This window comes from Streptomyces sp. DSM 41931 (assembly GCF_050271085.1).
Lineage (GTDB): Bacteria > Actinomycetota > Actinomycetes > Streptomycetales > Streptomycetaceae > Streptomyces > Streptomyces albogriseolus.
Genome location: NZ_CP189902.1, coordinates 5,395,839 through 5,422,415, shown reverse-complemented (window position 1 = coordinate 5,422,415; position 26,577 = coordinate 5,395,839). Strand labels below are relative to the sequence as shown.

The following is a 26,577-nucleotide window of genomic DNA, read 5'->3' as shown; positions in this document are numbered from 1 at the left end:
TCGGTGATCAGATCCGGTATCCGGAGCCGGGCACGGTCACGATGACCGGCGGCTCGCCCAGCTTGCGGCGCAGGGTCATGACGGTCACCCGGACCACGTTGGTGAACGGGTCGGTGTTCTCGTCCCAGGCCTTCTCCAGCAGCTGCTCCGCGGAGACCACGGCGCCCTCGCTGCGCATCAGGACCTCCAGCACGGCGAACTCCTTCGGCGCGAGCTGGACCTCCTTGCCGTCGCGGAAGACCTCGCGGCGGTTGGGGTCGAGCTTGATCCCGGCCCGCTCCAGGACGGGCGGCAGGGGCACGCTGGTCCGCCGGCCGAGCGCCCGCACGCGGGCGATGAGCTCGCTGAAGGCGAACGGCTTCGGCAGGTAGTCGTCGGCGCCGATCTCGAGTCCCTCGACGCGGTCGCTGACGTCGCCGGACGCCGTGAGCATCAGCACGCGCGTGGGCATGCCGAGCTCGACGATCTTGCGGCAGACGTCGTCGCCGTGCACGAGGGGGAGGTCGCGGTCGAGGACGACCACGTCGTAGTCGTTGACGCCGATGCGCTCCAGGGCGGCCGCACCGTCGTACACGACGTCGACGGCCATGGCCTCCCGGCGCAGTCCGGTGGCCACCGCATCGGCGAGCAGCTGCTCGTCCTCGACGACGAGTACGCGCACGTCGCTTGTCCTTCCTCATGACCCGCCCGGCGGGCCGTGTCGGCACGCACGCGGGCAGGGGTACGGGTGGGTGTTGTTGCCTCCATCCTGCCCTTTTCGGCCGTAAGTCGGCTGTAAGGCGGCCGGAACAGGGGAGCGGCCGGCGGCCCCGGGGGCCGGGGAACGTGCGGGCGAACGGGGCGGGAATACGAGAATTTCTCGCGAGGTTAGGTTTCCGCGGGAGGGAGCTTGGGGAGGACGGGTTTACATCCCGCGATCACGCTCTGCTCGTACCGCGCCACCGTGCGGTGCACACGGTCCGCTTCCGCAGAGCGGGCGTGGATGTCCGGTACCGTCGCCGCCCGGCCGAGCGGCGCCGGGCATCCGCCACGGACGTGATCGTCCCTTCCGACGGCACACCCCCGTGCCACCGACCCACCGACCCAGGACGAGGGGGCGCAGCATGGACGCATTCACCGCAGGACTTCTGCAGCGCATAAAGACGACCGAGTCCGACCTGTCGCGGGCCCGCGACGAGGGCGACGACTTCCTCGTCGAAGTGGAGCAGGGCGAGCTCGACGACCTGCGCCGCCTGGCGGCCGAACACGGTGTGGAAGTCGGCGCGACGAGCGTCTGACCGTCGCACACAGCAACGCCCGGTGGGCCTCGGCGGATGATCCGCCGAGGCCCACCGTCGTTCCCGCCGGTAAACCGTGACAGCCCATCGGCGCGCGAACCCGCTGGCGCGCCGCCCTCGACGACACCGCGCCCGTCACACGCACGCTCGCGTGGACAGGCCTGGCCCAGCAAGGCTTGCCGCCTCTGCCCCGGAGGCACCCGGTCGGCGGCGGTCCTGCCGGCGCAGCGCCGGCAGGCGTTCACCGTCCATTGCCGCCCGGCCCGGCGGATCCTCGCCCCGTCGGCCGGAGCCAGCCGACTTCAGCGCGGACGCGATCCGGCCCGGTCGGGAGCCGGCCGGCGATGCCCGGGGCCTTTCCCCGACGGTCGGCGGCGTCAGCCGCCTCCTACGCGCCGCATTCCTCCAGCAGCCCCAGCAGGGGCCTCAGGACGCCCGGAGACGCGGCCACCGTGAGCTCGGCGGAAGGAGGGCTGTCCGGGTGGCGGCCGGTGGTGAGGGCGCCGGATTCCCGGGCTATCAGGGCGCCCGCGGCGACGTCCCACGGGTGCAGCCCGCGTTCGTAGTAGCCGTCCAGGCGGCCCGCCGCCACGTCGCACAGGTCGATCGCCGCCGAGCCGCCCCGGCGGATGTCCCGCACCAGCGGGATCAGCCGGCGGGCGACCTCGGCCTGCTGCTCACGGACGTCGGCGACGTAGTTGAAGCCGGTGGAGACCAGCGCCTGGTCCAGCGGCGGCGACGGCCGGCAGGCCAGGCGCCGCTCGCCCTCCCAGGCGCCCGTGGCCCACGCCCCGCCGCCCAGCACCGCGTGGTACTCCTCCCCGCGCATCGGGGCGAACACCGCGCCGGCCACGGCCACGCCGTCCTGCTCGGCCGCCACGGAGACGGCCCAGGTGGGCAGGCCGTACAGGTAGTTCACCGTGCCGTCGAGGGGGTCGACGACCCAGCGGACGCCGCTGCTGCCGGCGGTGGAGGCGCCCTCCTCGCCGAGGATGCCGTCCTCCGGGCGGCGCTCGGCGATCAGCGCGGTGATCAGCTTCTCCGCCGCGAGGTCCATCTCGGTGACGACGTCGACCGAGCTGGACTTGGTGGCGGCGACCGCGAGGTCGGCCGGGCGGCCGTCGCGCAGCAGCTCACCCGCGCGCCGGGCGGCCTCCCGGGCCAGTTCCAGCAGTTCCGCGTGCAGAGGGTCGGTCACGGGGCTCCTCAGGCGTAGGGGCTGTCGGCGCCCGCGGCGGCGGGACGCGGGGCGCGGGCCGGGCAGCAGCCCACGGGGCACAGGTCGTGGCTGGGGCCGAGCGCGCCCAGGGCGCACCGGGTGACGTCCCGCCCGCTCTCGGCCGCGGCGCGCTCCAGCACCAGTTCGCGGACGGCGGCGGCGAACCGCGGGTCGTCGCCGACGGTCGCCGAGCGGCGCACCGGCAGGCCCAGCTCCTCCGCCTTGGCGGTGGCCTCGGTGTCGAGGTCGTACAGGACCTCCATGTGGTCCGAGACGAAGCCGATGGGGGCCATGACGACCGCCGGGACGCCGGCGGCCTTCCGCTCCTCGAGGTGGTCGCAGATGTCGGGCTCCAGCCACGGGATGTGCGGGGCGCCGGAGCGGGACTGGTAGACGAGCTGCCAGGGGTGGTCGACGCCGGTGCGCTCGCGGACGGCGTCGGCGATCAGCCGGGCCACGTCCAGGTGCTGCGCGACGTACGCGCCGCCGTCGCCGTGCGCCTCGACGGGGCCGGAGGTGTCCGCGGCGGCGGTGGGGATGGAGTGGGTGCAGAAGGCGATGTGCGCGCCGTCCCGGACGTCCTCGGGGAGGTCGGCGAGCGACCGGATCACCCCGTCGGCCATGGGCTCGACGAAGCCGGGGTGGTTGAAGTAGTGCCGCAGCTTGTCGGTCTTCGGCAGATCCAGCCCTTCCTTCTCCAGCGTGGCGAGCGCGTCGGCGAGGTTCTCGCGGTACTGGCGGCAGCCGGAGTAGGAGGCGTAGGCGCTGGTGGCGAGGACCAGGATGCGGCGGCGGCCGTCGCGCACCATGTCCCGGAGGGTGTCGGTGAGATAGGGCGCCCAGTTGCGGTTGCCCCAGTACACCGGCAGGTCCAGGCCGTGCTCGGCGAAGTCCTTGCGCAGCGCGTCCAGCAGGGCGCGGTTCTGGTCGTTGATGGGGCTGACCCCGCCGAACCGGAAGTAGTGCTGCCCGACTTCCTTGAGGCGTTCCTTGGGGATGCCCCGCCCGCGTGTCACGTTCTCCAGGAACGGGACGACGTCGTCCGGGCCTTCCGGGCCGCCGAAGGAGAGCAGGAGCAGGGCGTCGTAGGGACTGGCATCGAGCACGTCAGACATGTCTCGATCCTCCCACCCGGCACCGACAGCGGGGACAGGGGCCGGGGGTGTCGCGGGAAGGTGCCGTACATCACCGGCGCAAGCGGGTGACGCCGCCGGTAATCTGTATCGACGGCGATAGCACCTTACTGATCTTCCGGAGAACCCCGTGCCCAGCCCTTATGGCGCCCTGTTCGCCGCCCCCGGCAGCAAGGCCTTCTCCGCCGCGGGGTTCCTCGGCCGGATGCCGCTGTCCATGATGGGCATCGGCGTCGTCACGATGATCTCCCAGGTGACGGGCCGGTACGGGCTGGCCGGCGCCCTCTCGGCGACCATCGCGCTGTCCGCCGCGCTGGTGGGCCCTCAGGTCTCGCGGCTGGTGGACCAGTACGGGCAGCGCCGGGTGCTGCGCCCGGCCACGCTGCTGTCGCTGGCCGCGGCGACGGTGCTGCTGCTCGCCGTGCACTTCTCCTGGCCGGAGTGGGTGCTGTTCGCCGCGTGCGTGGGGATCGGCTGTGTGCCGAGCCTCGGCGCGATGGTCCGGGCCCGCTGGGCGGCGCTGTACCGCGGCACTCCGCGCCTGCACACCGCCTACTCGTTCGAGTCGGTGGTCGACGAGGTGTGCTTCATCGTCGGCCCGATCGTCTCGATCGGACTGTCCACGGCCTGGTTCCCGGAGGCCGGCCCGCTGCTGGCGGCCTGCTTCCTGGCGGCCGGCGTCTTCTGGCTGACCGCGCTGCGCGCCACCGAGCCGGAACCGCATCCCGGTGAGCGGAAGGGCGGCGGCACGGCGCTGCGGTCGCGCGGTCTGCAGGTGCTGGTGGCGACGTTCGTGGCGACGGGCACGATCTTCGGCGCGGTGGACGTGGTGACGGTCGCCTTCGCCGAGGAGGAGGGGCACAAGGCCGCGGCCAGCGTGGTGCTCGCGGTGTACGCCCTGGGTTCCTGCGTGGCCGGTCTGGTGTTCGGGCTGCTGCACTTCGCGGGGGCGCCGGAACGCCGGTGGCTGCTCGGCGTTTGCGCGATGGCCGTGAGTATGATCCCACTCCTACTGGTCGGGAACTTGCCGTTTCTGGCCGTGGCGCTGTTCGCTGCGGGTCTGTCCATCGCTCCCACGATGATCACGACCATGTCCCTCATCGAAGAGCACGTACCTCGCGCGCAGCTCACCGAGGGGATGACCTGGGTGAGCACCGGGCTCGCGGTCGGCATCGCCCTCGGTTCCTCCGTGGGCGGCTGGGTGATCGACGCGGCCGGGGCGCGCGCCGGGTACGGGGTTCCGGCGGCCGCCGGGGCCGTCGCGGTCGCGGTCGGTTTCCTCGGGTACCGCCGGCTCAAGCGGCCGGCGCCGGGTCGGGGAGGCTTCGTTGGGCAGCACGACGAGCGCGAGGAACGGCACGTGGCGTAACTGGGGAGGCACCGTCTCCGTCCGGCCGGCCCGGGAGGTCACTCCGGCCTCCGTCGACGAACTGGCCGACGCCGTGCGCCGGGCCGCCGAGGACGGGCTGCCGGTGAAGGCGGTGGGAACCGGCCACTCCTTCACCTCCATCGCCGCGACCGACGGCCTGCTGGTACGCCCTCAGCTGCTGACGGGGATACGGAGGATCGACCGCGAGGCGGGCACCGTCACGGTCGAGGCGGGCACCCCGCTGAAGCGGCTCAACGCCGCCCTCGCGCGCGAGGGCCTGTCGCTGACCAACATGGGCGACATCATGGAGCAGACGGTCTCCGGCGCCACCAGCACCGGCACCCACGGCACCGGCCGGGAGTCCGCCTCCATCGCCGCCCAGATCAAGGGCCTCGAACTGGTCACCGCCGACGGCTCGGTGCTGAGCTGCTCCGAGAAGGAGAACCCGGACGTCTTCGCCGCCGCCCGGATCGGTCTCGGCGCCCTCGGCATCGTCACCGCCCTCACCTTCGCCGTGGAGCCGCTGTTCCTCCTCACCGCGCGCGAGGAGCCCATGACGTTCGACCGGGTGTGCGCCGAGTTCGACGCGCTGCACGCGGAGAACGAGCACTTCGAGTTCTACTGGTTCCCGCACACCGGCAACACCAACACCAAGCGCAACAACCGCAGCGCCGGCCCGGAGCGTCCCGTGCCGCCGCTGCGCGGCTGGTTCGAGGACGAGTTCCTCTCCAACGGGGTCTTCCAGGTCGCCAACTGGGTGGGCCGCGCCGCCCCGGTGACGATTCCGGCCATCGCGCAGATCTCCAGCCGGGCGCTGTCCGCGCGGACGTACACCGACATCCCCTACAAGGTGTTCACCTCCCCGCGCCGGGTGCGCTTCGTGGAGATGGAGTACGCGGTGCCGCGCGAGGCGCTCGTGGACACGCTGCGGGAGCTGAAGGCGATGGTGGACCGGTCCCCGCTGCGGGTGAGCTTCCCGGTCGAGGTGCGCACCGCGCCGGCCGACGACATCACCCTGTCCACGGCGTCCGGCCGGGAAAGCGCCTACGTGGCGGTCCACATGTTCAAGGGGACCCCGTACCAGCGGTACTTCACCGCCGCCGAGCGCATCTTCACCGCGCACGAGGGACGACCCCATTGGGGGAAGATCCACACGCGTGACGCCGAGTACCTCTCACGGGTGTATCCGCGTTTCGGCGAGTTCGTCGCGCTGCGGGACCGGCTGGACCCGGAACGGCGGTTCCGCAACGACTACTTGCGCAGGGTCCTGGGCGCGTAGTCCCGGCGCTGGTCCCGGCGCGTGGACCAGGGCCGTGGACATTGCCTCCGTATCCGGCGATCGCGTGAAGTACCCCACAAGTCCCCCACGTCCAGGGGTGGATGAGTGGGGCAACGGCGGCCAAGTCCCACCCCTTGCGTGAACTCGCACGGCGTGCCAATCCACGCACGTGGCCCAAATGGAGTACTGTTGCGAGCCCTGGGTCCGGACTCCCGTCAGGGTGCCCGGGTCCTCGGAGGACCGCCGGGAGGGGGCTAGTTGCACAGGGTGACGCATTTGGTCACTTAGCGTTGCGAATAGGTAACCGTGCCATAACGGCGATCCAGGGCCCGCGCCCGACACGCCGGGCAACTCGGCAAGGTTGTGGCAGGCTGCACCCGGGCAGGCCACACTCGACTAGCGGAAGCAGCGACGCACGTGACGTCGGCAGGCACCACCCGGGAGGTCCCCATGCCCGAACTGCGTGTCGTGGCCGTCTCGAATGACGGCACACGGCTGGTGCTGAAGGCTGCGGACAGCACGGAGTACACGCTTCCGATCGACGAACGGCTCCGCGCCGCCGTGCGCGGCGACCGTCCCCGCCTCGGCCAGATCGAGATCGAGGTGGAGAGCCACCTCCGCCCCCGCGACATCCAGGCCCGTATAAGGGCGGGCGCGACCGCGGAAGAGGTCGCGCAGATGGCCGGCATCCCCGTGGACCGCGTGCGGCGCTTCGAGGGCCCCGTCCTCGCCGAGCGCGCCTTCATGGCCGAGCGCGCCCGCAAGACGCCGGTCCGCCGCCCCGGTGAGAACTCCGGCCCCCCGCTGGGCGAGGCCGTGCAGGAGCGGCTGCTGCTGCGCGGCGCGGAGAAGGACACCGTCCAGTGGGACTCCTGGCGCCGCGACGACGGCACATGGGAGGTCCTGCTGGTCTACCGGGTCGCGGGCGAGCCGCACTCGGCGAGCTGGACGTACGACCCGCCCCGGCGGCTCGTCCAGGCCGTCGACGAGGAGGCCCGCTCGCTGATCGGCGAGTCCGACGACCTCGCCGCGCCCGAGCCCAGCTTCCCGTTCGTGCCGCGCATCGCACGGCTCCCGCGCGACCGTCCGCTGGACCGCCCCGCCGACCGCGAGCGGCCCAGCCTGCCCGCGCAGGCGTCCGAACCGGCCGAGGAGTCCACCGCGGCCACCGCCTCGGGCGAGCGCGACTCCCTGACCAGCCTGCTGGAGGCCGTGCCGAGCTTCCGCGGCGACCTGGTGGTGCCGGAGCGCACCGAACCGGCCGCCGAGGAGCCGGAGTCCGAGCCCGAGGCGGAGGAGCCGCCGGCGCCGGCCGCGTCCGCGGGCTCCGCGTACGCGGATGTGCTGATGCCCCGTTCGGTGGGCGGCCACCGGGACCGCCTCATCGGCTCGACCGACCGCCAGGCCGAGGCGGACGGCGTCCGCCCGGGCCGCCGCGCGGCGGTCCCGAGCTGGGACGAGATCGTCTTCGGGACGCGGCGCAAAAAGCAGGAGTAGGCCGGCTCGCCGGCCCCCTGGCGGGCCTCGTCCTCAAACGCCGGACGGGCTGAAATCAGCCCGTCCGGCGTTTGAGGACGATTCAGCCCCTCCGGCGCTTGAGGAGCGGGGTCCGGGGCGGAGCCCCGGGGCGGGACGGGCGGGCGGCTACTGCGGATCCGGCCCCACCGCGACCGGCCGCGCCGGATCCGACGACCACTCGGACCAGGAACCGACGTACAGAGCCGCCGGAATGCCGGCGATCTCCAGCGCCAGTACCTCGTGCGCCGCCGACACGCCCGAGCCGCAGTACACGCCGACCGGCGCGTCCGGCGTCGCGCCCAGCCGGCCGAAGCGGGCGCGCAGTTCGGCGGCGGGCCGGAAGCGGCCGTCCGCATCCACGTTGTCGGAGGTCGGCGCGGACACCGCGCCCGGGATGTGGCCGCCGACGGGGTCGATCGGCTCCACCTCGCCCCGGTACCGCTCCCCCGCACGGGCGTCCAGCAGCACACCCGCACGCGCCAGCGCCGCCGCGCCGTCCGCGTCCAGCACACCGCTCCCCGCCGGCTCCGGCACGAAGTCGCCCTCAACCGGCGTCGGCGCCTCCGTCTCCAACGGGCCGTCCCAGGCGGGCAGTCCGCCGTCCAGGACGCGTACGTCCGGGTGACCGGTCCACCGCAGCAGCCACCAGGCGCGGGCCGCCGCCCACCCGATGCCGCCGTCGTACGCGACCACGGGCGTTCCCGCTGACACCCCGGCGCGCCGCATCGCCGCGCCGAACACGTCGAGGTCCGGCAGCGGATGGCGTCCCCGCGCACCCGGCGCGGACGCCAGTTCGCGGTCCAGGTCGACGAAGACGGCGCCGGGGACATGGCCGGACGCGTAGGCGGCACGGCCGTCGAACGGCTCGCCGGCCGCGGCGGCCGTGCTGAGCTGCCAGCGGACGTCGAGCAGGACCGGAGGGCGCTCCGACCGCAGCGCGTCCGCGAGTTCGGATGCGGAGATGATGGCGTTCATGGTCACCATCCTCGCGCACGGGGTGGCCGACTCGTCCCGGTCCGGCTACTCTGCTCGGCCGGGCACAACCGGTCACCGGGCGTACGGGATCGGGCACATACGGTGTCGGCCGCGATGCGGGAACGATCCGCCGGGCCGGACACGGGACGGCCCCGGCAGGGGCGAGCGGACACGGCCGACGTACGGGCGGCCGAGAAGAGAGTGACGATGACCGACGCACGGGGGAACGCCCGCCCGAACGGCGACGGGTCCGCCCGGCACGCACCCGGCACACCCTGCTGGGTGAGCCTGATGGTGCGCGGACTCGACGCGACGGAGCAGTTCTACGGGGCGCTGTTCGGCTGGGAGTTCCGGCCCGGCCCGCGGCCGCTGGGCCCGTACGTGCGTGCCGTGCTCGACGGGCACGCGGTGGCCGGGATCGGGGTGCTTCCGCCGGACCGCCGGCTGCCGGCGGCGTGGACGCCGTACTTCGCCTCCGACGACGTGGATCTGACGGCCGAGGTGGTGCGTTCGTGCGGCGGGACCGTCGGCGTGGGGCCGCTGAGCGCGGACGGCGCGGGGCGGCTGGCGCTCGCCTCGGACCCGTGCGGCGCGGTCTTCGGCATCTGGGAGGCGGCCGACGGCTCCGTCCCCGGTGTCAGCGGCCGGCCCGGCACCCCGGCGTGGAACGAACTGGCCACCTTCGAGACCACGAATGTGGCCAAGTTCTACGAGACCGTGTTCGGTTACGACGAGGAACCGGTCGTCTCCGCCGACCTGGACTATGTGACGCTGCGTCTGGACGGCCACCCGGTGACCGGCGTCCACGGCCTGGGCAACGCGCTGCCCCGGGACCGGGGACCGCACTGGACGACCTACTTCACCGTGGCGGACACCGACGACGCGGTGGACCAGGTGCTCCACCTCGGCGGCCAGCTGCTCGGCGGCCCCCGGGACACCGCACACGGCCGGGTCGCCACGGTCGCCGACCCGGAGGGGGCGCGGTTCGCGCTGGTACGGGGGCCGCGCTGACGCGCCCGCGAGGACGGTCGACATCGTCGCGGTCGCGTCGTGCCGGGCTCTTCGTCAGACGCCCCTGGCGCGCGTGAGTTCGGCGTCGAGGCGGTAGCGGGACTGGACCGCCAGGGCCGCCGCCATGAGGAGGGCGGGCAGGAGCGTGAAGCCGAGCAGGATGGCCGTGTGCGCGCCGCCCGACTGGGTGACCTCCTCGCCGGCCCGCGCGGCCGCGTAGCCGCCGAGGGCGAGGGCCGCCGAGTACAGGTAGGGGCCGGCCGCGGCGCCCGTCGCTTCCGTCGCGGTCCACACCCCGGTGTAGGCGCCGGTGCGTCCGGTCTCGTCGCCGTCGGCCGCGCGGACCGTGTCCGGAACCATCGAGAACGGGAAGAGCTGGAGTCCCGCGAAGCACACGCCGAGGACGAGCGTGCACAGCACCGGGACCACGAGTCCGGCCGTCTTCCCCGCCGCCAGACCGAGCGCCCCAGCGGCGAAGAAGCCCTGGCACAGCAGCAGGCAGCGTTGCTTGCCCCAGGTCCGGGAGAGACGGAACCACAGGGGCGTGGTGAGCAGGGCGGGCGCGACGAAGGCGGCCATGAGGACGGTGGTGAAACCGGGGCGGTCCAGCTCGTGCCGGGCGTAGTACGGCAGTCCGGCGAGGACCAGGTGGGTCGTGGTGGAGACCAGCAGGTAGCAGGAGACCAGCACGCGGAAGGGACGGTTGCGGCGCAGCACGTCCCGTACCTGGGCGAGGGCGGGGCCGTGTCGGTCCACCGCTGTTCCGGTCGGGGCCGCTGCGGGCAGCAGGTCGCGCACGCCGCCGACGCCGACGTACTGGAAGACCACGGTGAAGACGCCGAGGACGAGGGCCATGACGACGTACCGGCCGACCGAGTCGCCCTCCCCCGCGAGCAGCGGGGCCAGCGCGCCGCCGACGAGGATGCCGACGGTGAGGACCACCATCCGGAAGGACAGCACCCGGGTGCGGCCGTGGTAGCCGGTCTCCATGTCGGTGGGGGTGGCGAGATAGGGCACCTGGTACGCGGCGAACAGGGCGTTGGCGACGACGAACCAGGCGGCGACCCACAAGGCGGCGGCCCACGGCCGGTCGGCCACCGGACCGGGGACGGCGAACAGGGCGACGAACGCGGGTGCGAGGGCGCAGCCCGCCGTCAGCAGCCGCAGTCTGCTCCCGCGGCGGGCGCGTTCCCGGTCGGAGAGGGAGCCGACGTACGGGTGCAGGACGATGTCCACGGCCTTCGGGACGAGCAGCGCCAGACCCGCCAGCCAGGGGGTGACCCCGAGGGTGTCGGTGAGGAAGTACAGGAGCAGCAGGCCGGGGACGGTGACGTACACGCCCATGCCGGCCGAGCCGAGCGCGTAGCGCACGAGTGCGGGGCGGGGCACCTCCGCGCCGTCTCCGGCGTCCGCCACGGCGGCGGGGGCGCGCTCGTCGGGGAGAGGGGCTTCGGATCCTGTGGCGGCGTTCATGAATCCCTCAGGTGTTGGATTGCGAGGTCTGCGGATCCTAGCCAGACTGTGCCGGATGAGGAAGACCAGCGAGACACCCTCCGCCGAGCGGCCCGCCCGGCGCGGACCTGGCCGGCCCCGCCGGGCGGAGCGGGACGGCCCGTCCACCCGCGAACGGATCCTGCGGGAGGCCACGGAACTGTTCGCCGCGCGCGGCCCCGAGGGGACCTCGCTGCGCGACATCGCGGCGCGGGTCGGCATCGACGTGAAGAGCCTGCACCACCACTTCCCCGCCAAGGAGGCGCTGTACGACGCCTGCTTCGAGCGGGTGCACGCGGCCGAGCGGGAGGCGCTGGCCCCGCTGGTGGCGGGTCTCCGGGAGGCCGCGACGATGGGCGGGGATCCGTTGGCGACGGCGCTGCGGGCGCTCGCGGACGGCTTCGTGGACTTCCTGGAGGAGCATCCGCACACCACGTTCCTCTGGCTGCGCCGGTGGCTGGACCCCACGCGCGGCGCGGGCCTCGACCGGGCGTACGCGCTGCCGCTGTACGGCGAGGTGGAGCGGGCGCTGCTGGAGGCCGCCCAGGCGGGGACGGTGCGGGAGACCACGCCGCACGTGACGGTGCGCAGCCTGGTGTGGGCGGCGCACGGCCATGTCACCGCGCTGGCCGCCGCCTCCCCCGCCGAACGGGAGCGGGAGCGCTACGAGTTCCGCCTGTGGGTGCGCCGCTTCCTCGACGCCCTGTACGGACCCGGGCGGGCGGAGGCCCGGCCGGGGTCTGGTGCCGGCGACGGAACTGACGTAATAATCCATCGCACGTTGGAATAACTCCACGGGGCGGCCGCACGGACGGCCGCACGGCTCGGGGAAGGGCGCGGACGCGATGGGCGCAGGGCGGGGCACGGCGGGACCGGGGCGGGTGGCCGTCGTCGGCGGCGGCATGGCGGGGATCGCGGCCGTGAAGGCGCTGCTTCAGGCGGGCGTCGAGGTGTTCGGCGTCGAACGCGCCGAGGAGCTGGGCGGGTTGTGGCGGCCGGCCCCGGACACCGCCGCGTACGAGGGGCTGCGGCTCAACACGTCGAAGCCGCGCAGCGAGTTCAGCGACCACCCGATGCCCGCGGAGTGGCCGGACTACCCGACCCGCGCCCAACTCCTCGCCTACGTCCGGGACTACGCCGAGCGCTTCGACGTCCCCCGGCACTTCCGCACCGGCACGGAACTGGTCGCCGCCCGGCGCACCGAGGACGGCTGGCGGCTCGAACTGACCGGCCCCGACGGCGCGTACGAGGAGACCGTCGCGCATCTCGTGGTCGCCAACGGGCACAACCACACGCCCCGGCTGCCCGAACCGCCGTATCCGGGCACGTTCGAGGGCACCACCTCGCACGCGCACTCCTACCGCGAGCCGTCCGCGTTCGCGGGCCGCCGGGTGCTGGTCGTCGGCACGGGCAACTCGGCGATGGACATCGCGACCGAGCTGGCCGGGCAGGCGGACGAGGTGCTGATCTCCGCCCGGCGCGGGGTGTGGGTGCTGCCGAAGACGTTGTTCGGCCGCCCGACCGACCAGTGGAACGGCGCGCTGGCGGCCGTCCTGCCGTGGCGGCTGCGCCAGCGGCTCTCGCAGACGATGCTGCGGCTGGCGGCCCGGGGCGCGGAGGGTCCCGCGCTGCCGCCGTCGCCCGAGGGCGTGCTCCAGGACCACCCGACGCTGAGCGACACGGTCCCCGCCCTGGTGCGGGCCGGGACGATCGGCGTACGGGCGGGCATCGAGCGCTTCGAGGGGCGCCGGGTGCGCTTCACGGACGGGCGGGAGGACGAGGTGGACCACGTGCTGTGGTGCACCGGGTACCGGGCGACCGTGCCGTTCCTCGACCCGACGCTGGTGCCGGACCCGGCCCGGCTGCCGCTGTACCGGCATGTGTTCCCGCTGGACGACGACGCCCTGTCCTTCGTGGGACTGATGCAGTCGACGGGGTCGGCGCTGCCGGTGGTGGAGGCGCAGAGCCGGCTGCTCGCCGCCTGCCTGACCGGGCGGCTGCGCAGGCCGTCGCGGGACCGGATGCTGGCGTCGGTCACCGCCGAACTGCACGCGGCGCGGGAACGCTGGGGCGACAGGCGGCCGCACATGCGGATCGACGTGGACCAGTACCTGCGCCAGGTGGCGCGGGACCTGAAGGGCGTACGGAAGGCGACCCCGCTCGCGGGACGGAGGGTGCTCGTGACGGGCGCGGAGGGGACGTTCGGCCGGGCGCTGGGCGCGCGCTTCACCGAACTCGGCGCCCGGGTCGTCGGGTTGGACCTGCACGCCGACGCCTCGGCGCCGGTGCCGGTGGTGGCCTGCGACCTGACCGACCCCGAGTCGGTGACGAAGGGCGTCGAGGAGGCGGTACGGCTGCTCGGCGGGGGCGTGGACGTGCTGGTGAACAACGCGGGCCGGGGCGGACCGGCGCCGGCGGAGCTGCGGCCGTCCGCGGAGGTCCACGCGCAGCTCGGCCTCAACCTGCTGGGCGCCTGGGATGTGACCGGTGCGGCCCTCCCCCATCTCGAACGGGCGCGCGGCCGGGTGGTGTTCATCGCCTCACGGATGGCGGTCCTGCCGCTGCCGCTGGCCGCCGCGTACGGGGTGTCCAAGCGCGCCCTCGCCGCGTACGCGGACACGCTGCGGCTGGAGGCCGGCACGCATGTGGGCGTGACGACCGTCTACCCGAGCATGGTGCGCAGCCCGATCCACGACAGCACGCGGGAGGCGGGGCTCTCCCTGGACGGGGTGTCGCGGCCCGAACCGCTGGAGGGCGTGGTGTCGGCGGTGGTCGCCGCGGTGACCGCCCGCAGGGCACCGCGCGACGTGGCGACGACGCGGCGCGGCCGGGCGGAGATGGCGCTGGCCCGCCACGCCCCGTCCCTGGCCGACCGCATCGTGCGCCGCACGGTCGCGGCGCGGGTGGCGGCGGGCGCCTTCGCCGAGGCCCCGCTGGCGGAGGGGCTGCGGCGGCGGTACGGGCGCACCGGCTGAGCCCGGCAGACGGGCAGAACACGCCCGCGGCGGCCGCCTCGACCCGCGTCTTGCGCCTCAGCCGGCCCTCAGAGCCCTGCCGATGTCGGCGACCCGGGACGCCGCAGGGACGAGCCTGATCCGCGCCTGGGGTGCGGGAGTCGCCCGCCCGCGACGCCGTCCAGGTCCGGGTGGGTCACTCCCGTGGCGGTGCGGGTGACCTCGCGCGCGCGGGGTCAGCGGCGGATGAGGCCGAGGTCGACGGCGGCGGCGACGGCCGCGGTGCGCGATTCGACACCGAGCTTGGTGTAGACGCGGGCCAGGTGGGACTTGACGGTGCCTTCGGTCAGGTGGAGGCGGTCGCCGACGGCCTGGTTGGACAGGCCCTCCGCGACCAGGGCGAGGACTTCGGTCTCGCGACGGGTCAGGGCGGTGCCGGGGGCGCGTAGCCGGTTCATCAGCCGGTCGGCGACGGCGGGCGCGAGGGTGGTGCGTCCGGTGGCTGCGGTGCGTACGGCGGCGGCCAGGTCCTCGGGTGGGGCGTCCTTGAGGAGGTAGCCGGTGGCGCCGGCCTCGATGGCGGGCAGGGTGTCGGCGTCGGTGTCGTAGGTGGTGACGATCAGCACGCGGGGTGAGCCGGGGCGAGCGGTGATGGCGGCGGTGGCCTCGGCGCCGTTCATGCCCGTGCCGAACTGGAGATCCATGAGGACGACGTCGATGTCGCCTCGGGCGGCGCGGGTGACGGCGTCTTCGGCGGTGGCGGCCTCGGCCACCACCGTGATGCCCTCCTCGGTCTCCAGGACGGCGCGCAGCCCTGCCCGTACGACGGGGTGGTCGTCGGCCAGGAGCAGACGGATGGGTGTGTCGGTCACGGGCGGGCCTCGGGCTCGGTCTCGGCGGGCGGGGTGAGGGGGAGCCGGGCGGCCAGGGCGGTGCCGTGGCCGGGGGCGGATTCGATGGTGAAGGTGCCGCCGAGGGCGTGCACCCGGGCGCGCATGGCGGCCAGTCCGAACCCGCCGGTCTCCGGGTCGGGGGCGGGAAGCCGGTCGGGGTCGAAGCCGCGTCCGTCGTCGACGACGTCCACCGCGACGTGGTCGCCGAGGTAGCTCAAGGTGACGTCGGCGGTGCCGGCTTCGGCGTGGCGTTCGGTGTTGGCCAGCGCGGACTGGGCGACGCGCAGCAGCGCGACCTCGTGCGCGGTGGCGAGGGGCACGGGCTCGCCGGTGAGGTGGAAGCGTGCGGTGAGCCGGTGTCGGGCGCTGGTGGTGGCGCACAGACGCTCCAGGGCGCCGGCGAGGGTGGTGCCCTCCAGGGCGGGCGGGGCGAGGGCGGCGACGAAGCGGCGGGCCTCGGCGAGGTTGTCCACGGCGGCCTGCCGTGCCTGGTCCACGTAGCGGGCGGCGTTCTCCGGTGTCCGGGGCAGGGCGCGTTCGGCGGCGCGCAGCAGCAACTGGATGCTGGAGAGGCCTTGGGCGAGGGTGTCGTGGATCTCGCGGGCCAGGCGTTCGCGTTCGGCGAGCACCCCGGCGGCGTGCTGCGCGGCGGCCAGGTCGGCGCGGGTGGCGGTGAGTTCCTCGATCAGACGCCTGCGCTGTTCGCTCTCCCGGTACAGGGCCTGGTAGCCCCACACCACCGCGACGGCCACGGCGGCGCCGAGGGCCGGGCCGATGGCCATCGCGGGGCTGAAGGAGCCCTGGTGCGCGGCGAAGCCGGCGATGGCCGCCACCGCCGTGGCCGCCACCGCCGCCAGTCCCGCGCGGCGGGGCAACAGGTGGAGCTGGAGGAAGTACAGCGGGAACGCCACCCACACCCCGTCGCCGGACAGGGCCAGCAGCACCAGCCAGCAGGCGCCCACGGCGGCCAGCCACAGTGCCGCGGCCCGCCGCGAGCGGCGCACCCGGGGCAGCGCGGGACCGACCCCGTAGATCACGGCGCACGCGGCAGCCGTGGCGGTGATCGGCCCGGCGTAGGGGCTGTGGCCGGTGACGGCCCGGCCGGCGGCCAGCGCGAGCAGGGCGACGACCAGCACATGCAGGCACCAGGCCAGAGCGCGTGGGGTGGGGGTCAGGGCGGGGGCGGTGGAGTTCACAGTCCCTCCAGCCTAGGGAGGAGCCCGCGGCCCGGCCTCCGTCGAAAGTTACAACCGGCGTGCCGCCTTTCGGTGCGGCACGTGCTGTCCTGGGCCAGATGCCCGGGCGGGGGTCCGACAGCGACGGTGGAGTCCTACCGCTTCCCCCCCCATGACCCCCGTGACCCCCGTGAAAGGGCAGGCCCACGCCGTGTTCGTCGCCTGGAGAGACCTGAAGTTCGCCAAGGGGCGCTTCGCCCTGATGGGAACCGTCATCGTGTTGATCACCCTGCTGGTCGGGCTGCTGTCCGGGCTGACCGCCGGTCTGGGCCGGCAGAACACCTCCGCGATCACCGGCCTGCCCGCGGACAGGATCGCCTTCGCCGCGCCCGGCAGGGGCGAGGACCTGTCGTACTCGAACTCCACCGTCACCGAGGAGCAGTGGCAGCGGTGGGCCGGGACGCCGGGCGTGAGCAGCGCCGAGCCGCTCGGCATCACCACCACCAGGGCGAGCGCCGGGAACAGGAGCACCGGGGTCTCCGTGTTCGGGGTGCGGCCGGGCTCCGCGCTCGTTCCCGGCGGCGGCGACAAGATCGGCGGCCGGGAGGCCGTCCTGTCCGCCACCGCGGCCGACGGTCTCGGCGTCACGACGGGCGGCACCGTCACCCTGGCCGGACAGAGGCTGACCGTCGCCGCGGTGAGCGGGGACGCCTCGTTCAGCCACACCCCGGTCATCTGGACCAGCCTCGGCATATGGCAGCAGACCGCACCCCCGACAGGCGGGAGCCAGGGACCGGCCGCCACTGTCATCGCCCTCGACACCACCTCCGACGCCCGCATCGGCGCCGCCGACGAGGCCGCGGGCACGAAGACGGTCTCCAAGGACGACTCGCTGTCCGCGATCGGCTCCTACACCTCCGAGAACGGGTCCCTGCAGCTGATGCGCGGCTTCCTGTTCGCGATTTCCGCCCTGGTCGTCGGCGCCTTCTTCACCGTGTGGACCATGCAGCGCAGCGGCGACGTAGCCGTCCTCAAGGCCCTGGGCGCCTCCACCGCAGGCCTGCTCAAGGACGCCCTCGGCCAGGCGGTGGTCCTGCTCACCGGCGGCACGCTGATCGGCACCGGTCTCGCCGCCGGTCTCGGAGCGCTCGTCGCCGGCAGCGCGGTGCCGTTTCTCCTCACCCCCGCGACCGTCCTGGTCCCGGCCGTCGTGATGATCGCGCTCGGCGCGCTCGGAGCCGCCCTGTCCATCCGCCGCATCACCTCCGTCGACCCGCTGACCGCCTTGGGGAGCACCCGATGAGTCTCCGCCTGACCGACATCACCCTCACCTACCCCGACGGTGACAGCCGTCTCACCGCCCTGGACCAGGTCACCCTCGATGTGCCCCGGGGCAGCCTGACCGCGGTCGTCGGGCCCTCCGGCTCCGGCAAGTCGAGCCTCCTCGCGGTCGCCGCCACTCTGATCACCCCCGATGCCGGCACCGTCACGATCGACGGCCTGGCCACCACCGGCATGGCCCGCGGAGAGCTCGCCGAGCTGCGCCGCCACAAGATCGGCATCGTCTTCCAGCAGCCCAACCTGTTGCCCTCCCTCACCGCCGCCGAACAGCTCCAGGTCATGGCCCACATCGACGGCCGCACGCCCCGCACCGTCCGGAGCCGGGCCATGGAACTGCTCGACGCCGTCGGCCTGGCCGACCAGGCCCGCCGACGCCCCCACCAGCTCTCCGGCGGTGAGCGCCAGCGCGTCAACATCGCCCGTGCCCTGATGAACGACCCCACCGTCCTCCTGGTCGACGAACCCACCAGTGCCCTCGACCACGAGCGCGGCGCCGCCGTCATCGACCTGATCACCCGCCTCACCCACCAGCAGGCCAGCGCCACCGTGCTGGTCACCCACGACCGCACCCATCTGACCGCCGTCGACCGGATCGCCGAGGTCCGTGACGGCCGCCTCCGTCTGCCCGCGGCGGCCGGCTGATCCTCCGACGCCCACCGGCCCGGGGGGCGTGCCCCAGCACACCGGGCACGCCCCCGTGGGCCGGTCCGCCGGCGCCGAGCCGCGCTACCGGTCGGAGGCGGCCGGGACGCGCACCGTCTCCACCCAGTGCGGCGGCTCGGGGGCGCCCGCGCCGATCAGGGCCGCGACCAGGCGGCAGGACGGGGTTTCGGCGGGCCAGGGGGTGTAGCCGTCGGTGAGGACGATCACGACCGAAGGGCGGTCGGGGGGCGCGAGCGCGGCGTCGATGCCGACGCGCATGTCCGTGCCGCCCCCGCCGCCGAGCGTGACCTGCTCGGTCGACGTCACCCTCGACACGGCGTGCACGTCGGCGTCGCAGGCGAGGACGGTGACGCGGTTGCCGCGCACGCCGACCTCGCGCAGGACGCCCGTGATCTCGCCCAGCGCGGCGGCGAGCTCCGCGTCGCCCATCGAGCCCGAGGTGTCCACGACGACGGCCACCCGGGGCAGCGGACGGCGCAGGCTCGGCAGGACCACACCGCGCAGCGCCGGGGTGCGGCGCGAGGGGCGGCGGTAGGTGTAGTCGACGGCGCCGCCCGCCCAGGCGGCGGCCTCCCGCACCGCGCCGGTCAGGGCCTGCCGCCAGTCGACCGTGGGTTCCAGGACCTGCTCGGCCCAGCGCTGCCAGCCGCCGGGCAGGGTGCCGCGGGAGCGCAGGTGGGCGCGCATCGTCTCGGCGGTGTGCCGGCGCAGTGCCTGCGCCTCGGCCTCGCCGACCCCGTCGGGGCCGTCGGCCTGCGGGAGTTCCCACGGCACGGGGGTGCCGTGGGCGCCCGAGCCGCAGTCGTGCTCCCGTACGTGCGGGGGCAGTCCCGGCAGATACTCCTCGAACAACTGCCCGTCGGGCAGGCCGTAGAGGCGGGGTTCCACGCGTCCGGCGGGCAGGCGCAGGCCGTCGGCGAGGAGGTCGTCGTTGATCTCGCAGTCCTGGGCGACGTTGACGCGGTAGCGGTCGCGCTGGTCGGCGGCGGGCAGCCGTCCGGCGCGGCCGTGGTGGTCGCGCAGCAGATGCGCCACCTCGTGGATCCACACGCCCGCGAGCTCCTCGACGGGCGTCGCGTCGACGAACGCGGGCGACACGTAGCAGCGCCAGTGCCGGTCCACTCCCATCGTCGGCACCTCACTGCTCGCCACGATGCCGAGGGCGTACAGCGCCGACGCCAGATAGGGGCGGTCGTGCGCCGCGCGGTAGCGGGCGGCGAGGAGTTTGGTGCGGTCCAGGCCGCCGCGGGTGTCCGCCATGCGCGTACGCCTCAACGCCCGCCGGGCAGGGCCCCGGACAGCCGCAGCAGGTCCAGGAACGCGTCGATGCCGGGGGGTACGGGCCAGTCCAGCCGGCGCATCGCCGCCAGGTCGGTGGCGGCACGGGCGGCCACGTCCGGCACGCCCGCGTCCACCGCCTTGGCCAGAACGGCCCAGGCGGCCTCCCAGCGGGACCGGGTGAGGTCGCTCTGGACGGCGGAGACGATGGCGATGAGGAAGGCCAGTTGCCGGTCGCCGCGGTCCGGCAGCGCGAACGCGGCGGGGTCGGCGAGAACCCGCTCGGGGTCGGGCAGGTCCAGGTGCTCCAGGTACGACAGCAGTTCGATGCCCGCGCCGTCCCCGACGGCCCCGGTGAGCGCGGCGGCCGTCGCCTCACGGCCCGCGCCCGTCGCGTACGCCGTCGCCAGCAGCCGCAGCGCCATCTCCCAGGTGCGCGGGGACGGCCAGGAGCGGCCCCGGGTCTCCGCGTCGCCGGGGAGTTGATGGACCAGGCCGGGTCGGGCGGTCAGGAAACCGGAGACGGCGCCGCGTGCCCGCGCCACGGCGCCGGGGACCTTCGCGGGATCGACCACCGGGACCGTCGCCTCCGGCCAGGTGCCGGCCATGCCGCGGGCGACCGTGGCCGGGTCGTGGGTCCAGTGGAGGTGGACGAAGCGGTTGGCGAGCGGCGGGCTGAGGTGCCAGCCGTCCGCGGCGCTCGACGGCGGGTTGGCGGCGGCGACGATCCGCACCGCGTCGGGCAGGACGAGGCTGCCGACCCGGCGCTCCAGCACCACCCTCAGCAGCGCCGCCTGCACCGCCGGGGGCGCGGAGGACAGCTCGTCGAAGAACAGCAGGCCGTGCCCGGCGTCCCGCAGCCGGACCGCCCAGTCGGGCGGGGCCATGGGCACGCCCGTCGCCGCCGGGTCGTCCCCGACGATCGGCAGCCCGGCGAAGTCCGAGGGCTCGTGGACGCTCGCGATGACCGTCTCCAGCGGGAGGCCGAGCCCGGCGGCGAGCTGTTCCAGTCCGGCCGACTTGCCGATGCCGGGTTCGCCCCACAGCAGGACGGGCTGGTTGGCCGTCACCGCCAGGGCCAGCGCCTCCAGTTGGGGGCTGGCCGCGGGCTCGGTGCGGCGTGCGCGCAGCCGGGCGACGAGGGCGTCGGCGGCGGCCAGCGGGTCGGGGGCGGGGCGGGTGGTCAAGGCGGGGTTCCTCGCTGTACTCGGCGGGCTCGGGCCCGTGCGGGGACGGGTGCGGGTCGGTGGCGGTCACGCTCGGCGCGCCGGTGCTAGTCGTCGTCCTCGTCGTCGCGGGAGAGATAGTCGTCCCACCAGTCGGCCCCGGCGTCCGGGTACTCCTCCCGCACGCGCTTCTCGAGGAAGGCCAGGTCGGAGCGGCGGTAGCGGCGGACGACGTGCGCCAGCGACTGCTCCATGTGGTCCTCGACGTCGATCCGGGCGCCCGCGTCGAGCAGCGCCTCCACGAGGGCCCGGGAGCCGCCCTCGGCGACCGCCACGAACAGCGGCGTCCGGTCCTCCTTGTCCCGTGCCTCCAGATCGAGCCCCGCCGCGAGCAGCCTGGGCAGCAGCGGCTCGTGGTCGAGAAGGTTCAGGGCGTGCAGCAGGGAGCGGCGGGCGGCGTCACGGACGCGGCAGTCCACGCCCATGTCGAGGAGGCGGAGGACGCCGTCCGTGTCGCCGTGCTGGGCGCGGAGGAACAGGTCGCGCCGCTGGGCCTGGAGCGCCTTCGGCAGGCGGCCGTCGCCCGACGCCCAGGTCTGCTCCACGGCGAAGCATCCGGCGACGGCGCCGCCGAACGCGCGCAGGGCCCGCTCGCGCTGCTGCTCCTCGTCGCTGTGCGGCATACGGAGCAGGACGCCCGGCCGGAAGCCGACCTCGTGCCATTCGCCCCGGCAGCGCACCCGGACGGGCTGCGGGGCGTCGGGGCCCGGCGGTCCTCCGATGCCGGCGTCGGGGCGTACACCGGGGAACAGGGCCGCGCCGACCAGCGGATGCAGGTGTTCCGGCTCGATCCCGCCGACCCGGAGCAGGTCGAGGTCGGGGAGTCTGCGCCAGAGCGTCCCGGGCAGGGAAGGGAGGCCCTGGGCCTCCGCGCGCTCCACGACCCTCAGCGCGAGACCGGTGGCCGTCGGTTCCAGCAGCAGCCGCGTGCGCCAGTCGTCGGGGATCAGGAAGCGGTCGCCGACCCCCTCGTCCCGGAGCCGGCAAACCTCCCGCTCCAGACGGGTGTGGTCGAGCGCGAACCTGCCGACGACCACCGTCGGATCGCTCCGGTACCGGCCAGGGCCGCCCTCCGGCGCCGACAGGTCGGCGTCGATCCCGGCGGCGGCGAAGGCCTCCCCGGCCTCCCCCTTCTCGTGCAGCAGCGTCACCCACTCGGCCCGCGCTGCCGGGTCACCGGCTCCGGGATCCGAGGAGGGCAGCGCGTCCGGGCCGAGCAGACCGCCCTCCGCGTCGAAGAAGGGGAGCCGTCCAGGACCGCCCGCGTGTTCGCGGAGGTCCGCGGTGTGCCGCGCGTCCCACAGGTGCCGGGCGTACCGCCAGTCCTCGGTCGTGCTGCCGAAGACTCCGGCCGGCCCCTCGTCGAGGAGCGTGCCGAAGCTCAGGGTGACCCGCTGCGGTCCCTGCCGCATCGCGGACGTGGTGAGGTGCAGGTACGGCGTGGCGCGCGGGCCTTCGTCCGCCCGCACCGGCCGGTACCGGGCGAGGACCACGGTGCGGTCGGTGTCGAGGGTGGTCCAGCCGTGGAGCATGCGGGGCAGGTGCCAGCGCACCAGGTCGGGGACCAGGTGTTGCAGGTCGTCCTCCAGCGCGGCGGCGACGTCCTGGCCGCAGTGCTCGGCGATCTCCGCCAGGTCGATGTCGACGTCGACCAGGGCCGCGGCGCAGGCGCCCCGCCAGTCGCCCGCCGTTCGGCGTTCGGTCGCGCGCTCGATCATGGTGCGGGGTACGGCGTACCGGCGGATCCGGCGCCAGCTCGACGCCTCCTCCGGCGAGAAGCACTCGGGTGCGGTGCGGCGGCTCACCGGTAGACGCTCCCTATCGCGCGCAGGTCGGGGTGGGCGGCCGTCGTGGGCCGCAGGCGCCGGGTGAAGGAGCGCTTCATCTTGCGGGGCAGCCCGGGGCCGAGGCCGACGTACTCCAGCGGGGAGTCGTCCGGGACGGCCGCCAGGAGGGACTTCGCTCCGCGTCCGGTGAGGCCGGTGTGGCGCAGCTCCAGCCGGCGCAGGGGGCTGCCGGGGAGCGCGCGGGCCAGGGCGTGGGCGCCGTCGTCGCCGGTGGCGTTGGCGGGTGCGCCGAGGCTCCGTTCCGACATGGGCCGTCCGAGGTCGAGCGCCTCGATGCCGCCCAGGGCGTCGGCGAGGGCGCGTGCTCCGGCGGGACCGATGCCGTTGCCGCCCAGGCCGAGCCGCACGGGGTGCCGGGAGTCGGCGGCGGCTGCCGCGAGCACGGCGGCGCCCTGGTCGCCGAGGTGGTTGGCGGGCAGGTACAGCTCGCGCACCCCCGCGTCCCGGACGAGCGCCGCGAGCAGACCTGCCGAGTCGGCGGTCAGGCCGTTCCCGCCGAGGAAGAGGCGTTCCACGGGGTGCGGGCGGCTGGTGAGGGCGTCCAGCAGGACACGCAGACTCGCCGCAGTGACACCGGTGTTGACGAGGTCGAGGGTGCGCAGGGCCGTGTTGCGGCGGAGCATCGCGGCGAGGGCCGTGACGCCGTCGTCGGTGACCGGGTTGCGCTTGAGCCAGAGGGCGCGGACGGTGTCGTCGGCGGAGAGCGCGTCGGCGAGGGCGGTGACGCCGTCGGGGCCGATGCGGTTGCAGCCGAGGTAGAGGGTGTGGAGTCCGTGACCCTCGTGCGGTCCGTTGCCGGCGGCGAGGGTGCGGGCGACCGTCGACGCCCCTTCGTCGCCGATGGCGTTGGTGCCGAGCAGGACGTGCCGGGCGTGCGGGGAAGCTGCCGCGGCGGGCATCAGCCGGGCGGCGCCCGCCGCCCCGAGTCCCTGCTTGCACAGGTCGACCCGGCCGTCCGCGCGCAGGGTGCCGAGCGGGAAGGTCTCGTCGTCCTCGACCGCCCGCTCCGACCCGAGCCTGGCCAGCAGCGGGTCCAGGCCCGCGGGATCGGCGGCCGGGACGTCCGGGTGCTCGATCGCCGGGCAGCGCACGGGTGTCGGCTGCGTCATCACCACTCCACCGGTCCGTCGCCGGTGCCCGGTCCGCCGGGGGCGGAATGGCCCCCGCCCGCCCAGGACGGACCGACGTCTGTCGACGTTTCTCCACGACTAGGGCGGCAAGACCGGTCGGATTCGAACCGACGTCCTCCAGCTTGATGCGTGGGCGCGACGACCTCTGCGCTACGGCCTTGCCAGTCGACGATCATAGTCGAACCAGCCGCAGGATTCGATCACTTGTTTGGAAACGTTCGCTGCCCCGCGGGACCGGGCGGCGCCCTCAGCCCGACGACACCGGCAGCACGTCCGGCGCCAGCGCCGCCGCCCTCGCCGTCGCCGCCGTCATCCGGCGACGGTGATGCCGCCGGCACAGCACCTCGTAGCCGATCTCGTCCTTGGAGCCGGTCACGTCGCCGACGACGACCTGGGCGCCCTCGACGACCATGACGCCGCCGACCGTGCGGGCGTTGTGCGTGGCGCGGGCCCCGCACCAGCACAGGGCCTCGACCTGGAGCACCTCGACACGGTCGGCGAGCTCGACCAGGCGCTGCGAGCCGGGGAACAGCTTGGAGCGGAAGTCGGTGGTGATGCCGAAGGCGTAGACGTCGAGGTCCAGGTCGTCCACCACGCGTGCGAGCTGGTCGATCTGCCCGGGGTCCAGGAACTGCGCCTCGTCGGCGATCACGTAGTCCGCGCGCCGGCCCTGCGAGAGGTGGTCGACGAGGTGGGCGTACAGGTCGGCGCCGTCCCCCACCTCCACCGCGTCGGTGACCAGGCCCAGACGGGAGGAGAGCTTGCCCTCACCGGCCCGGTCGTTGCGGGTGAAGATCATGCCGACCAGGCCGCGTGCCGACCGGTTGTGCTCGATCTGCAGAGCGAGGGTCGACTTCCCGCAGTCCATCGTTCCGCAGAAGAACACCAGCTCGGACATGGGGGGTCGGCAACCTTTCGGCAGGGGTCAGGGACGGCGGAGCGCGTCAGGAGCGTACTTCGAGCAGGGGCACCAGCTGCTCGGCAGGGGTCATGGAGCCGTGGTTGCCGACCATCGCCGACTCCCTGGGCTCCCGCTCGGAGGCGATCAGCAGGACGTCGTCCCGCGCGGCGGCGATCACGTCGCCGAGCCGGTGGTAGACCCGGTCGTCGACCTCCGGTCCGAACCAGCCCGCGGCGATCGCCTCGTCGCGCGAGGCCACCCAGAACTGCTCGCCGAGCACCTCGCGCCAGCAGGCCAGCACGTCGCCTGCGGCGCCGGGCACCGCGTACACATGGCGCGCGCGACCCTCGCCGCCGAGCAGGGCGACGCCCGCCTTCAGCTCCCAGTCCTCGTCGAAGTCGATGCGGTGCGTCTCGTCGAAGGGGATGTCCACCATGCCGTGGTCGGCCGTGACGTAGAGGGCGCTGCGGGGCGGGAGTTGCTCGGCGAGGCGCTGCACCAGGCGGTCCACGTACATGAGCTGGCCGCGCCAGGTGTCGGAGTCGAGGCCGAAGCGGTGGCCGGCGCCGTCGACCTCGGCGTAGTACGTGTAGACCAGCGCGCGGTCGGCGGCGGCCAGTTGCTCGGCTGCGGCGTCCATGCGGTCCTCGCCGGACAGCCGCCCCTGGAAGGTCCCGCCGCTGAGCGCGACCTTCGTCAGCGGGGTGTTGGCGAAGGTCGGGGAGGACACCTGGGCGGCGTGCACGCCCGCGCGGTGCGCCAGTTCGAACACCGTCGGGTACGGCTGCCAGGCGCCCGGCGGGGTCCAGGGCTGCCAGCGGAGCTGGTTCATCAGCTCGCCGGTGTCCGGGTCGCGCACGGTGTAACCGGGCAGGCCGTGGGCGCCCGGGGGCAGGCCGGTGCCGACGGAGGCGAGGGAGGTCGCGGTGGTCGCCGGGTAGCCGGCGGTGATCGGACGTCCGGTGCCGCCGCGCGAGGCGGCCAGCAGGGACGTCATGAACGGCGCCTCCTCCGGATGGGCCTTGAGCTGCTCCCAGCCCAGGCCGTCGATCAGGAAGACGCAGTTGCGGTCGGCGGGGGTCAGTTCGCCGATGCCCGCGGTCATGCCGGGGACGCCGAGGCCGGCGGCGAGGGTGGGCAGCAGGTCGGCCAGGGAGCCGGTGCCGTAGGCCGGGACGGGCGCGGAGCCGACGGGGAGGGGCTCCGGGTGGGCGTCCCAGACTCCGGGCGCCAGGTGTCCTCGGTCGTGGGCGGCGGGCGGGGGGTGAGCCATCAGTGCAGGTCCGCGGTCGCCTCGGACAGGGCCTGGGCGAAGGCGAGCGCCTGGCGCACCGTCTCCGGGCCGTCGCCGGCCTCGCTGACGCGCAGGCTCAGGTCGTCGGCCGTGGAACTGCCCGTGTAGCCGTGGTCGGCCTCGCAGTCGGGGTCGCCGCAGGCGGCCGGCTCCAGGTCGATGCGGGAGACCGCGCCCCAGCCGATGGTGAGCACGATCTCGCGCGGCAGCGTGCCCGGCGTGTACGACTCCGGGTTGGCGACCACGCGGCTGACCACGATCGACGAGATCCGGCCGAGCTTGACCGACTCGGTGGACGTGGTGGCGTAGGGGGTCGGGGACGTGCTGTCCGCGGCCTGCTCGTCGGTGTGGCTGACGATGAAGCGGTTGGCGGTGAGGACGAGCACGGTCACATGCCGCCGCACCTCGTTCTGGTCGAACGTCGTCTCCTGATGGACCAGGTACGACCGCATGGGCTCGCCGCCCACGGCGGCCTCCACCGCCTCGGCCACGAGGGCCGGGTAGTAGCCGCTGCGCTCGATCGCCGCCCGCAGCCCCTGGGTCGTCGTACTGGTCTTGGCCATGTCGCCCATCCTACGGGTGGCCACTGACTGCGAGGCACCG

The 26,577-nt window shown here is 74.4% G+C and carries 23 protein-coding genes and 1 pseudogene; 9 read left to right on the top strand and 15 right to left on the bottom strand.

Annotation, left to right across the window (positions count from 1 at the left end):
* Nucleotides 1-7 precede the first annotated feature (7 nt).
* Nucleotides 8-661 carry a response regulator transcription factor gene (locus tag ACP7TJ_RS25015; RefSeq protein WP_003993508.1) on the bottom strand — a complete coding sequence of 218 codons (654 nt, stop codon included), beginning with the start codon at nucleotides 659-661 and terminating at the stop codon, nucleotides 8-10.
* Nucleotides 662-1,103: 442 nt separating this feature from the next.
* On the opposite strand from ACP7TJ_RS25015, the gene ACP7TJ_RS25010 reads away from it, so the two are divergent.
* Nucleotides 1,104-1,277: a hypothetical protein gene (locus ACP7TJ_RS25010; protein WP_167743659.1), complete on the top strand. Its 174-nt coding sequence runs from the start codon at nucleotides 1,104-1,106 to the stop codon at nucleotides 1,275-1,277.
* Nucleotides 1,278-1,665: 388 nt separating this feature from the next.
* On the opposite strand, the gene ACP7TJ_RS25005 is transcribed toward ACP7TJ_RS25010, so the two are convergent.
* Together ACP7TJ_RS25005 and ACP7TJ_RS25000 are read right to left on the bottom strand one after the other, a co-directional pair.
* The gene (locus ACP7TJ_RS25005) at nucleotides 1,666-2,475 is read right to left on the bottom strand and encodes an inositol monophosphatase family protein (protein ID WP_390921043.1); all 810 of its coding nucleotides are present in this window, start codon (nucleotides 2,473-2,475) and stop codon (nucleotides 1,666-1,668) included.
* Between the two features lie 8 nt (nucleotides 2,476-2,483).
* Nucleotides 2,484-3,611 (bottom strand): ferrochelatase, encoded by a 1,128-nt coding sequence (locus ACP7TJ_RS25000; RefSeq protein ID WP_427765468.1) that lies wholly within the window; start codon nucleotides 3,609-3,611, stop codon nucleotides 2,484-2,486.
* A gap of 148 nt (nucleotides 3,612-3,759) precedes the next feature.
* Between ACP7TJ_RS25000 and ACP7TJ_RS24995 the strand changes: the two genes are divergently transcribed.
* From ACP7TJ_RS24995 to sepH, 3 genes are all read left to right on the top strand, one after another.
* Entirely contained in the window at nucleotides 3,760-4,998 is a 1,239-nt protein-coding gene (locus ACP7TJ_RS24995; RefSeq protein ID WP_167743657.1) for an MFS transporter, read from the top strand.
* Nucleotides 4,958-6,277, top strand: a complete 1,320-nt coding sequence (locus tag ACP7TJ_RS24990; RefSeq protein WP_189910662.1) for a D-arabinono-1,4-lactone oxidase — start codon at nucleotides 4,958-4,960, stop codon at nucleotides 6,275-6,277. The genes ACP7TJ_RS24995 and ACP7TJ_RS24990 overlap by 41 nt, the downstream gene beginning before the upstream one ends.
* Before the next feature lie 450 nt (nucleotides 6,278-6,727).
* Nucleotides 6,728-7,774, top strand: coding sequence for a septation protein SepH (gene sepH, locus ACP7TJ_RS24985; protein WP_189910661.1), 1,047 nt, complete (start codon nucleotides 6,728-6,730; stop codon nucleotides 7,772-7,774).
* A 147-nt stretch (nucleotides 7,775-7,921) separates the two neighbouring features.
* Here sepH and ACP7TJ_RS24980 read toward each other — a convergent pair whose 3' ends face one another.
* A complete protein-coding gene (locus tag ACP7TJ_RS24980) occupies nucleotides 7,922-8,770 on the bottom strand; it encodes a sulfurtransferase (RefSeq protein WP_367490896.1) in 849 nt (282 codons plus the stop codon).
* 207 nt (nucleotides 8,771-8,977) lie between these two features.
* On the opposite strand from ACP7TJ_RS24980, the gene ACP7TJ_RS24975 reads away from it, so the two are divergent.
* A complete protein-coding gene (locus ACP7TJ_RS24975; protein WP_367549273.1) occupies nucleotides 8,978-9,781 on the top strand; it encodes a VOC family protein in 804 nt (267 codons plus the stop codon).
* A 54-nt stretch (nucleotides 9,782-9,835) separates the two neighbouring features.
* Here ACP7TJ_RS24975 and ACP7TJ_RS24970 read toward each other — a convergent pair whose 3' ends face one another.
* Complete coding sequence (locus ACP7TJ_RS24970) at nucleotides 9,836-11,254, bottom strand: MFS transporter (protein ID WP_318296395.1); 1,419 nt, start codon at nucleotides 11,252-11,254, stop codon at nucleotides 9,836-9,838.
* A 55-nt stretch (nucleotides 11,255-11,309) separates the two neighbouring features.
* Between ACP7TJ_RS24970 and ACP7TJ_RS24965 the strand changes: the two genes are divergently transcribed.
* Together ACP7TJ_RS24965 and ACP7TJ_RS24960 are read left to right on the top strand one after the other, a co-directional pair.
* On the top strand, nucleotides 11,310-12,062 hold the full coding sequence (locus ACP7TJ_RS24965) for a TetR/AcrR family transcriptional regulator (RefSeq protein ID WP_367560748.1): 753 nt from the start codon (nucleotides 11,310-11,312) through the stop codon (nucleotides 12,060-12,062).
* A 55-nt stretch (nucleotides 12,063-12,117) separates the two neighbouring features.
* Nucleotides 12,118-14,247, top strand: coding sequence for an SDR family NAD(P)-dependent oxidoreductase (locus ACP7TJ_RS24960; RefSeq protein WP_427765460.1), 2,130 nt, complete (start codon nucleotides 12,118-12,120; stop codon nucleotides 14,245-14,247).
* Between the two features lie 215 nt (nucleotides 14,248-14,462).
* Here the strand turns inward: ACP7TJ_RS24960 and ACP7TJ_RS24955 are convergent, their stop codons facing one another.
* Together ACP7TJ_RS24955 and ACP7TJ_RS24950 are read right to left on the bottom strand one after the other, a co-directional pair.
* Nucleotides 14,463-15,098: a response regulator gene (locus ACP7TJ_RS24955; RefSeq protein ID WP_266549599.1), complete on the bottom strand. Its 636-nt coding sequence runs from the start codon at nucleotides 15,096-15,098 to the stop codon at nucleotides 14,463-14,465.
* Complete coding sequence (locus tag ACP7TJ_RS24950) at nucleotides 15,095-16,315, bottom strand: sensor histidine kinase (protein WP_427765455.1); 1,221 nt, start codon at nucleotides 16,313-16,315, stop codon at nucleotides 15,095-15,097. Before ACP7TJ_RS24950 ends, ACP7TJ_RS24955 begins: the two co-directional genes overlap by 4 nt.
* Nucleotides 16,316-16,505: 190 nt before the next feature.
* Here ACP7TJ_RS24950 and ACP7TJ_RS24945 point away from each other — a divergent pair, with 190 nt between their 5' ends.
* Nucleotides 16,506-17,597 (top strand): ABC transporter permease, encoded by a 1,092-nt coding sequence (locus tag ACP7TJ_RS24945; protein WP_266551606.1) that lies wholly within the window; start codon nucleotides 16,506-16,508, stop codon nucleotides 17,595-17,597.
* Nucleotides 17,594-18,277, top strand: a complete 684-nt coding sequence (locus tag ACP7TJ_RS24940) for an ABC transporter ATP-binding protein (protein WP_266549593.1) — start codon at nucleotides 17,594-17,596, stop codon at nucleotides 18,275-18,277. Before ACP7TJ_RS24945 ends, ACP7TJ_RS24940 begins: the two co-directional genes overlap by 4 nt.
* An 84-nt stretch (nucleotides 18,278-18,361) precedes the next feature.
* On the opposite strand, the gene ACP7TJ_RS24935 is transcribed toward ACP7TJ_RS24940, so the two are convergent.
* The 8 genes and pseudogenes from ACP7TJ_RS24935 to ACP7TJ_RS24900 all read right to left on the bottom strand — a co-directional run bounded on the left by ACP7TJ_RS24935 (nucleotide 18,362) and on the right by ACP7TJ_RS24900 (nucleotide 26,537).
* Nucleotides 18,362-19,558, bottom strand: coding sequence for a vWA domain-containing protein (locus ACP7TJ_RS24935; RefSeq protein WP_266549590.1), 1,197 nt, complete (start codon nucleotides 19,556-19,558; stop codon nucleotides 18,362-18,364).
* Nucleotides 19,559-19,569: 11 nt separating this feature from the next.
* Nucleotides 19,570-20,763, bottom strand: coding sequence for an AAA family ATPase (locus tag ACP7TJ_RS24930; protein WP_387581676.1), 1,194 nt, complete (start codon nucleotides 20,761-20,763; stop codon nucleotides 19,570-19,572).
* 86 nt (nucleotides 20,764-20,849) lie between these two features.
* On the bottom strand, nucleotides 20,850-22,607 hold the full coding sequence (locus tag ACP7TJ_RS24925) for an ankyrin repeat domain-containing protein (RefSeq protein WP_427765449.1): 1,758 nt from the start codon (nucleotides 22,605-22,607) through the stop codon (nucleotides 20,850-20,852).
* Nucleotides 22,604-23,758 carry a gala protein gene (locus ACP7TJ_RS24920; protein ID WP_387581518.1) on the bottom strand — a complete coding sequence of 385 codons (1,155 nt, stop codon included), beginning with the start codon at nucleotides 23,756-23,758 and terminating at the stop codon, nucleotides 22,604-22,606. The genes ACP7TJ_RS24925 and ACP7TJ_RS24920 overlap by 4 nt, the downstream gene beginning before the upstream one ends.
* A 108-nt stretch (nucleotides 23,759-23,866) precedes the next feature.
* Nucleotides 23,867-23,939 (bottom strand): annotated as a pseudogene (locus ACP7TJ_RS24915).
* Nucleotides 23,940-24,026: 87 nt separating this feature from the next.
* Complete coding sequence (locus ACP7TJ_RS24910; protein ID WP_093766472.1) at nucleotides 24,027-24,677, bottom strand: thymidine kinase; 651 nt, start codon at nucleotides 24,675-24,677, stop codon at nucleotides 24,027-24,029.
* 46 nt (nucleotides 24,678-24,723) lie between these two features.
* Nucleotides 24,724-25,953 carry an alkaline phosphatase family protein gene (locus ACP7TJ_RS24905; RefSeq protein WP_093766473.1) on the bottom strand — a complete coding sequence of 410 codons (1,230 nt, stop codon included), beginning with the start codon at nucleotides 25,951-25,953 and terminating at the stop codon, nucleotides 24,724-24,726.
* Complete coding sequence (locus ACP7TJ_RS24900; protein WP_093766554.1) at nucleotides 25,953-26,537, bottom strand: DUF5998 family protein; 585 nt, start codon at nucleotides 26,535-26,537, stop codon at nucleotides 25,953-25,955. Before ACP7TJ_RS24900 ends, ACP7TJ_RS24905 begins: the two co-directional genes overlap by 1 nt.
* Nucleotides 26,538-26,577 lie beyond the last annotated feature (40 nt).

Bases quoted from the DNA above. Each gene is read 5' to 3' on its own strand.
- ACP7TJ_RS25010 (WP_167743659.1), top strand. From the start codon at position 1,104: ATGGACGCATTCACCGCAGGACTTCTGCAGCGCATAAAGACGACCGAG.
- ACP7TJ_RS25000 (WP_427765468.1), bottom strand. From the start codon at position 3,611: ATGTCTGACGTGCTCGATGCCAGTCCCTACGACGCCCTGCTCCTGCTC.
- sepH (WP_189910661.1), top strand. From the start codon at position 6,728: ATGCCCGAACTGCGTGTCGTGGCCGTCTCGAATGACGGCACACGGCTG.
- ACP7TJ_RS24980 (WP_367490896.1), bottom strand. From the start codon at position 8,770: ATGAACGCCATCATCTCCGCATCCGAACTCGCGGACGCGCTGCGGTCG.
- ACP7TJ_RS24975 (WP_367549273.1), top strand. From the start codon at position 8,978: ATGACCGACGCACGGGGGAACGCCCGCCCGAACGGCGACGGGTCCGCC.
- ACP7TJ_RS24970 (WP_318296395.1), bottom strand. From the start codon at position 11,254: ATGAACGCCGCCACAGGATCCGAAGCCCCTCTCCCCGACGAGCGCGCC.
- ACP7TJ_RS24965 (WP_367560748.1), top strand. From the start codon at position 11,310: ATGAGGAAGACCAGCGAGACACCCTCCGCCGAGCGGCCCGCCCGGCGC.
- ACP7TJ_RS24960 (WP_427765460.1), top strand. From the start codon at position 12,118: ATGGGCGCAGGGCGGGGCACGGCGGGACCGGGGCGGGTGGCCGTCGTC.
- ACP7TJ_RS24940 (WP_266549593.1), top strand. From the start codon at position 17,594: ATGAGTCTCCGCCTGACCGACATCACCCTCACCTACCCCGACGGTGAC.
- ACP7TJ_RS24935 (WP_266549590.1), bottom strand. From the start codon at position 19,558: ATGGCGGACACCCGCGGCGGCCTGGACCGCACCAAACTCCTCGCCGCC.
- ACP7TJ_RS24920 (WP_387581518.1), bottom strand. From the start codon at position 23,758: ATGACGCAGCCGACACCCGTGCGCTGCCCGGCGATCGAGCACCCGGAC.
- ACP7TJ_RS24910 (WP_093766472.1), bottom strand. From the start codon at position 24,677: ATGTCCGAGCTGGTGTTCTTCTGCGGAACGATGGACTGCGGGAAGTCG.
- ACP7TJ_RS24905 (WP_093766473.1), bottom strand. From the start codon at position 25,953: ATGGCTCACCCCCCGCCCGCCGCCCACGACCGAGGACACCTGGCGCCC.
- ACP7TJ_RS24900 (WP_093766554.1), bottom strand. From the start codon at position 26,537: ATGGCCAAGACCAGTACGACGACCCAGGGGCTGCGGGCGGCGATCGAG.